We start from the raw sequence: 6,536 nt of genomic DNA on the forward strand, positions 1-6,536 counted from the left end.
AGCGCCGGGGTGGCGGTCAGGCTCAACAGGATCATCAGCTTTTTCATCGGCTCAGCCTTTCATCCGCGCGGCGACCGCCGCTTCGACACTGCTGGCATCCGTCGAGCCGCCGAAGGCCGCGACGATTTCCTGCGCGGTATCGCGCGCCACCTCGGTCACGCTTTCCAGCGCGCCGGCCCGGATCTCGGCGATCCGCTTCTCCGACTCGGCGGAACGCGCCGAAATCTCGGCATCGGCCTCGGCCAGCGCAACATCGAGATCCTTCTGGATCGCGGCCTTCGCCTCGGCGACGATGGTCGCCGCCTCGGTCCGCGCCCGCGCCAGGGCCTCGTTATAGGCTTTCTCGGCCAGAACGGCCTTCTGCTTCAGCTCTTCCGCCGCGGCCAGATCGTTGGTGATCGTGCCCCGACGTTCGGCCAGCACCGCCCCGATCCGGGGCAGGACGATCCGCGTCAAGAGGAAGTAGATCGCGACCAGAGTGACCAGAAGCCAGAAGATCTGGTTCGCCCAGGTTTCCATATTCAGCTGCGGCATGCCAACGGCTTCCGCACCGCCATGGCCGACGGCATCAAGCATATCAGGCGTTTCAGCCGCCATTGTCGTTCTCCTGAACCGCTATAGACCTGACCGCACGCGCCGGGGCGCGTGCGGTCGAAAGCAAAGGCCCGAGTCTCAGACTGCGAACATCAGGAGCAGGGCGATCAGGAACGAGAAGATCCCGAGCGCTTCGGCAAACGCGATGCCGACGAAGAGGGTCGCGGTCTGGCCGGGAGCGGCCGAGGGGTTGCGCAGGGCGCCGGCGAGGAAATTCCCCGCGATGTTGCCCACACCGATGCCCGCACCGCCCAGACCGAAAGCGGCCAGACCTGCACCGATGTACTTGCCCATTTCTGCGAGTTCGCCTTCCATAGCTTTAGCTCCTTATGGAATGTGGATTGGTTGGTTGAGGATCGGACCTTAGTGGTGGTTGTCGCCCACCGCGTCACGAAGGTAGACGCAGGTCAGAATGGTGAAGACGTAGGCCTGCACGACGGCGACCAGCAGCTCGAGGCCGTAGATCGCGGTCACGGCGCCGATGACCACCGGCGAGGCGACGGCCAGGGTGGCGAAGCCGGCGATCACCTTGATGACGGCATGGCCGGCCATCAGGTTGCCCGCAAGACGGATGGAGTGGCTGACCGGCCGGACGAAGTACGAGATCACCTCGATCAGCGCCAGGATCGGCCGGATCGCCAGCGGCGCCGAGGTGACCCAGAACATGCCGAGAAAACCGACGCCATGCTTGACGAAACCGAGGATGGTCACGCCGAGGAACACCATCATCGCCAGCGTCACGGTGACGGCCAGGTGGCTCGTCGTGGTGAAGGCGAGCGGCAGCAGGCCCAGCAGGTTGGCGAAGAGGATGAAGAGGAACAGCGTCATCACATAGGGGAAGTACTTCACCCCCTCGTGGCCGGTCACTTCCTCGACCATGTTGTAGACGAAACCGTAGAGCATCTCGGCGACCGACTGGCTGCGCGAGGGGACGATGGCGCGGCGACGGGTGCCGAGCACCAAGAGCGCGGCGATCACCAGCACGGCCACGGCCATCCAGACGGTCACGTTGGTGATGTCGTACCAGTGGATGTTGCGGGTGCACTCGTTCAGCACGACCGAGGCGTCTTCCGGCGTGCAGAAGAACTTCTTCACGACGAACTGATCCATCGGATGGATGGAGAAACCAGAGGCAGCGCCGACTTCGTGTTCCACTTCAGTCCCCTAACTTTGCAGGCTTGCCTGCCGCTTTGTCCTGGTCCGTCGCCATCTGCTGCGATGTCCGCAGCATGGTCTTTATCCCGGCGATGAACCCCAGCACGGCGAAGATCACGAGGAAGATGGGCATCGTGCCGAACACCCAGTCCAGCCCGTATCCGATCGACAGACCCAGCAGCATGCCGGAGACCAGTTCGATCACCATCCGCCAGGCCAACTCACCCTGCGAAAATCCGTTGCCCGTCGAGGCCCGTCCGGCCGGTGCGGCGCCTTTCACCTTGGCGATGCGGGCCTCGAGGGCGCGCAACCGGTCAGGATCGGGGTCTTCCGGCATCGGATGCGTCCCTTCGACAGTCGGGGGATACCTACGGAAGGGGGCAGACCGAGTCAAGCAGGGGATTTCACGCGTGAAAATGCAGGTAGATTGTTGATTTCGCTTGGTTTTCCGAGCGGCATTAAGGTGATCTTAACTGCGGCGGGCGGGCTTTGGCGCGGGTTCGGGAGCCTGCCGCACATTCAACCCCGCGGTTGACGATGCTCTGGCGGCGGGCCAAGACTGCCGGCATGGCCCATCCGCTCGACATCATCTTCGCCGCCCTCGCCGACCCGACGCGCCGCGCCATCCTGGCGATGCTGCTGGAGGATGACATGGCGGTGACCGACGTGGCGGAGCCCTTCGCCATGTCGCTGGCGGCGATCTCGAAGCATCTGCAGGTGCTGGCCGAGGCCGGGCTGATCACCCAGGAGAAGCGTGGCCGGGTGAAATGGTGCAAGCTGGAGCCGGACGCGCTGCGGGCGGCGACAGTCTGGATGCAGGGCTTCGGCCAGTTCGAGCCGGTGAACCTCGACGCCTTCGAGCGCTTCCTGGAACAGGAGCTGCGCGAGGAGCCGGAGGCGCCGGCGGCCTGAGCCGCGCGCCATTGGCTGGCCCCGGAGGGCTGTCTGCCCTCCGGACCTCCCGAGGATATTTGTGCAAGGTGACAGCGGAAGGCCGCCGGGCGTGGGCCCGCGGTCGATCCGAAAGGCTCAGTTCAGCTGGAACTGCAGCGGGTAGCGGCCATCCTCGAAATCGCCGAACAGGTCGGCGAGGTCGGGGTGGTCGACGGGCTCGCCGGTCTCGTCCGGCACCAGGTTCTGTTCCGAGACGTAAGCGACGTAGTAGCTCTGCTCGTTCTCGGCCAGGAGGTGGTAGAACGGCTGGTCGCGCGACGGACGGCTGTCTTCGGGAATGGCCTCGTACCATTCCTCGGTATTGGCGAACATCGCGTCGACATCGAAGACGACGCCGCGGAACGGGTGCTTCCGATGACGGAGCACCTGCCCGAGATGGTACTTGGCCTGTGTCTTCAACATCATCTGCAGATCCCAATCTCCGCCATTATTCCTGTGCCGCCGCAATTGTCCACTGCCGAGGCGAGCGGGCTGCGGAAACTGTCGGGGCCGCCCTTCCGGCGGCCCGGGTCGCGTGACGGCTCCGTGCGGCGCTGCGCCGGGGCCCGCGCCGTGACCGGGGCGCGCGAAGCGGTGCATATCCGCCGAAATGGCGGAAATCGCAAGGCGGGAAGGCCTCCGCTCGCGTTTTTCTGATGCGGGCGGACCCGCTTGCCATTTCCCCTCCCGGCGCTTTGCCCTATCCTTATCCGCAAAACAGAACGTGCGAGGGGCAGATGAGCAGACTTCTCCGTGCGTCGATCCTGATGGTTTTCCTGGCATCCTGCGGGGGCGGCTCTTACGAGGCCCCGCGCGATCTGGAGAACGCCTGCAGCATCGTCGCGGAACGGCCGCAATACTTCCGGGCCATGCGGGCAACCGAGCGCAAATGGGGCATCCCCGTTTCGGTGCAGATGGCGACGATCCACCAGGAATCGAAATTCATCGGCAATGCCCGCACCCCGCACCAGTTCGTGCTGGGCATCATCCCGATGGGGCGGCAAAGCTCGGCCTATGGCTACAGCCAGGCGCTGGACGGCACCTGGGAGGAATACCAGGAAGAGCAGCGCGCCCGCCGCGCCCGCCGCGACCGGATCCAGGACGCCACCGATTTCATGGGCTGGTACATGCACCAGAGCAACCAGCGGCTGGGGATCTCGAAGCAGGACGCGCAGAACCAGTATCTGGCCTATCACGAGGGCCGCACCGGCTATGCCCGCGGCAGCTACAACGGCAAGCCCTGGCTCGTCGCCGTGGCGCAGCGGGTCGGTCAGCGCGAGGCGCTGTACCGCGCGCAGCTGGCCTCCTGCCGGCGCTGAGAGTGCGGCGGGCGCTCTTTGCGCCCGCATCTCCCTGTCGGCGGCGGGCCTGTGGGCCCGCTCTTGCGTTCTGGTGGCAGGCTGTCAGCGCCCGCGCTTGCGTTCCTCGGCGGCGACGCTGAACAGCGAGGCGGGCAGGTCGCCGCCCTTCTTCAATTCGCCCAGGATCACGGTGGTCTGGCCGCCCGCGTCATCGGTGATGACCCATTGGCGCAGCTCCACCGGGTTGGCGGTGAAGACCATCTCGATCGTGCCGTATTCCGGATGCTGCGGGTCCTGAGCCCGGACGCGGGTCGCGGCGCCATCCTCGCTGTGGCCGACCACCATGCGCGCCTGCCCGAGATTGACGTTCTCGGCGAGGATCAGGCTGAGCGGGGTGCGGCTGAGCGGGTATTGCTCGGGCGGCTGGTTCGATTTCGAATCGAAGATCGCCACCTGACCGCCGCCCGCCATCACCAGATTCGGGTCGGGCGGCGCATATTCGAAACGCACCCGGCCCGGCCGCTTGATGTAGAGCTTGCCGGTGGAGATCGAGCCGTCGGAATTCACCTGGGTGAAATCCGACACGGCGGTGGTCAGCTGGTTCAGGTATTGCGACAGCTGGCCAAGGGGGATCTTCTCGGCTGCCGCAGGCAGCGCGAGGGCGAAGACGGCGGCGGGCGCCAGGAGGAAGCGTAAAGGGTTCATGCTGCTCAACCTAATCGCTGGCCTCCGGTTCCGCACCCCCCGCCGCGTCACGTTGCGGCGAGGCGTGTTTCAATGCCCCTGTCTCAATGTTCGGGCAGCAGGATCTCGCGCTTGCCGACGTGGTTCGCCGGGGTGACCACGTTGTTCTCCTCCATCTGCTCGACGAGGCGCGCGGCCTTGTTGTAGCCGATGCCCAGCTTGCGCTGGATGTAGGAGGTGGAGCACTTGCGGTCCTTGGCGACCACGGCGACCGCCTGATCGTAGAGCGCATCCTCGCCGCCATCGCCGCCGCCGAGACCGAGCACGAGGTCGATGTCATCTGCCTTGTCCTCCTCCAGCCCCTCGACGACGCCGGACTGGTAGGTGGGCGGGCCGAAGGATTTGAGGTGGTTGACGATCTCCTCGACCTCCTCGTCGGAGACAAAGGGGCCGTGGATGCGGGTGATCTTGGCGCCGCCGGCCATGTAGAGCATGTCGCCCATGCCCAGAAGCTGCTCGGCCCCCTGCTCGCCCAGGATGGTGCGGCTGTCGATCTTGGAGGTGACCTGGAAGGAGATCCGGGTGGGGAAGTTGGCCTTGATCGTGCCGGTGATGACATCGACCGAGGGGCGCTGGGTGGCCATGATCAGGTGGATGCCCGAGGCGCGGGCCATCTGGGCGAGGCGCTGGATGCAGGCCTCGATCTCCTTGCCGGCGACCATCATCAGGTCGGCCATCTCGTCGACCACCACCACGATATAGGGGATGGTGACGGGCTGGTATTCGTCGGTCTCGAAGACGGGCTCGCCGGTGTCCTCGTCGAAGCCGGTCTGGATGGTGCGCTTGAACATCTCGCCGCGGTCCAGCGCCTCGCGGACGCGGCCGTTGTAGCCCTCGATGTTGCGGACGCCGAGTTTCGACATCTTGCGGTAGCGCTCCTCCATCTCGCCCACGACCCATTTCAGGGCGACGACCGCCTTCTTGGGGTCGGTGACAACGGGGGAGAGGAGGTGCGGGATGCCGTCGTAGACGCTGAGTTCGAGCATCTTCGGGTCGATCATGATCAGGCGGCATTCCTCGGGCGTCAGCTTGTAGAGCAGGCTGAGGATCATGGTGTTGATCGCGACCGACTTGCCCGAGCCGGTGGTGCCGGCGATCAGGAGGTGGGGCATCTTGGCGAGGTTGGCGATGATCGGCTCGCCCCCGATGTCCTTGCCGAGCGCCAGCGGCAGCTTCATCGCCGAGTCGCCGAAGTCGCGGGCCGAGAGGATCTCGCGCAGGACGACCTTCTCGCGGGTGGCGTTGGGCAGTTCGATGCCGATCACGGTGCGGCCCGGGACGGTGGAGACGCGGGCGGAGAGGGCGGACATCGAGCGGGCGATGTCATCGGCCAGACCGATGACGCGGCTGGCCTTCAGGCCCGGCGCGGGTTCGAGTTCATACATGGTGACGACGGGGCCGGGGCGGACCGAGACGATCTCGCCCTTCACGCCGTAATCCTCGAGCACCGATTCCAGCATCCGCGCATTGTCTTCCAGCGCCTCGACCGAGAGCGGGTTGCGCACGATGTTGGCGGGGTTGGACAGCAGCTCCAGCGGCGGCAGTTCGTAGTCCACCTGACGCTCCTCGAAGCGCGGGCGCGGCTTGGGGTCGACCGCGGCCGGACGCGCGGGCGGCGCCGGAGCCTTCACCGGCGGCTGAACCACCTGCTTCTGCGCGGTGAGGCGCGGCTGTTCGACCTCGGGCGCGGGGTCGAGCACCCAGTCGCTGTCGTCGTCGAAATCCTCGTGCTCCTGCCAGAGGGCGTCCTCGACCTGATCCTCCAGCGGCAGCTCGTCCTCATGCGAGGCGCCGTGCAGCCGCGGCGGC

General features: G+C 66.0%; 9 protein-coding genes. 2 read left to right on the forward strand and 7 right to left on the reverse strand.

Annotated features, from left to right (window positions below; all coding sequences use genetic code 11):
* Nucleotides 1-51 precede the first annotated feature (51 nt).
* The 4 genes from C5F48_RS21020 to C5F48_RS21035 form a co-directional block, all read right to left on the reverse strand.
* Complete coding sequence (locus C5F48_RS21020) at nt 52-597, reverse strand: F0F1 ATP synthase subunit B' (RefSeq protein WP_107665729.1); 546 nt, start codon at nt 595-597, stop codon at nt 52-54.
* Between the two features lie 75 nt (nt 598-672).
* Nucleotides 673-909 carry a F0F1 ATP synthase subunit C gene (locus C5F48_RS21025; protein ID WP_107665730.1) on the reverse strand — a complete coding sequence of 79 codons (237 nt, stop codon included), beginning with the start codon at nt 907-909 and terminating at the stop codon, nt 673-675.
* 48 nt (nt 910-957) lie between these two features.
* The gene (locus tag C5F48_RS21030; protein WP_107665731.1) at nt 958-1,704 is read right to left on the reverse strand and encodes a F0F1 ATP synthase subunit A; all 747 of its coding nucleotides are present in this window, start codon (nt 1,702-1,704) and stop codon (nt 958-960) included.
* 46 nt (nt 1,705-1,750) lie between these two features.
* A complete protein-coding gene (locus tag C5F48_RS21035) occupies nt 1,751-2,086 on the reverse strand; it encodes an AtpZ/AtpI family protein (protein ID WP_107665732.1) in 336 nt (111 codons plus the stop codon).
* Between the two features lie 230 nt (nt 2,087-2,316).
* Here C5F48_RS21035 and C5F48_RS21040 point away from each other — a divergent pair, with 230 nt between their 5' ends.
* Nucleotides 2,317-2,661 (forward strand): ArsR/SmtB family transcription factor, encoded by a 345-nt coding sequence (locus C5F48_RS21040; protein ID WP_107665735.1) that lies wholly within the window; start codon nt 2,317-2,319, stop codon nt 2,659-2,661.
* A gap of 117 nt (nt 2,662-2,778) precedes the next feature.
* Here C5F48_RS21040 and hspQ read toward each other — a convergent pair whose 3' ends face one another.
* Nucleotides 2,779-3,105: a heat shock protein HspQ gene (hspQ, locus tag C5F48_RS21045; RefSeq protein ID WP_107665736.1), complete on the reverse strand. Its 327-nt coding sequence runs from the start codon at nt 3,103-3,105 to the stop codon at nt 2,779-2,781.
* Between the two features lie 314 nt (nt 3,106-3,419).
* Here hspQ and C5F48_RS21050 point away from each other — a divergent pair, with 314 nt between their 5' ends.
* On the forward strand, nt 3,420-4,001 hold the full coding sequence (locus C5F48_RS21050; protein ID WP_107665733.1) for a transglycosylase SLT domain-containing protein: 582 nt from the start codon (nt 3,420-3,422) through the stop codon (nt 3,999-4,001).
* Between the two features lie 84 nt (nt 4,002-4,085).
* Here C5F48_RS21050 and C5F48_RS21055 read toward each other — a convergent pair whose 3' ends face one another.
* Together C5F48_RS21055 and C5F48_RS21060 are read right to left on the reverse strand one after the other, a co-directional pair.
* Nucleotides 4,086-4,688 (reverse strand): LolA family protein, encoded by a 603-nt coding sequence (locus C5F48_RS21055; protein ID WP_107665734.1) that lies wholly within the window; start codon nt 4,686-4,688, stop codon nt 4,086-4,088.
* Between the two features lie 83 nt (nt 4,689-4,771).
* The coding region (locus C5F48_RS21060; protein ID WP_258186546.1) for a DNA translocase FtsK at nt 4,772-6,536 on the reverse strand (1,765 nt) is incomplete at its 5' end.

The organism is Cereibacter changlensis JA139, assembly GCF_003034985.1.
In the GTDB taxonomy this organism is placed as follows: domain Bacteria; phylum Pseudomonadota; class Alphaproteobacteria; order Rhodobacterales; family Rhodobacteraceae; genus Cereibacter; species Cereibacter changlensis.

Coding starts and splice junctions, on each gene's coding strand:
- C5F48_RS21020 (WP_107665729.1), bottom strand. CDS start 597: ATGGCGGCTGAAACGCCTGATATGCTTGATGCCGTCGGCCATGGCGGT.
- C5F48_RS21025 (WP_107665730.1), bottom strand. CDS start 909: ATGGAAGGCGAACTCGCAGAAATGGGCAAGTACATCGGTGCAGGTCTG.
- C5F48_RS21030 (WP_107665731.1), bottom strand. CDS start 1,704: ATGGATCAGTTCGTCGTGAAGAAGTTCTTCTGCACGCCGGAAGACGCC.
- C5F48_RS21035 (WP_107665732.1), bottom strand. CDS start 2,086: ATGCCGGAAGACCCCGATCCTGACCGGTTGCGCGCCCTCGAGGCCCGC.
- C5F48_RS21040 (WP_107665735.1), top strand. CDS start 2,317: ATGGCCCATCCGCTCGACATCATCTTCGCCGCCCTCGCCGACCCGACG.
- hspQ (WP_107665736.1), bottom strand. CDS start 3,105: ATGTTGAAGACACAGGCCAAGTACCATCTCGGGCAGGTGCTCCGTCAT.
- C5F48_RS21050 (WP_107665733.1), top strand. CDS start 3,420: ATGAGCAGACTTCTCCGTGCGTCGATCCTGATGGTTTTCCTGGCATCC.
- C5F48_RS21055 (WP_107665734.1), bottom strand. CDS start 4,688: ATGAACCCTTTACGCTTCCTCCTGGCGCCCGCCGCCGTCTTCGCCCTC.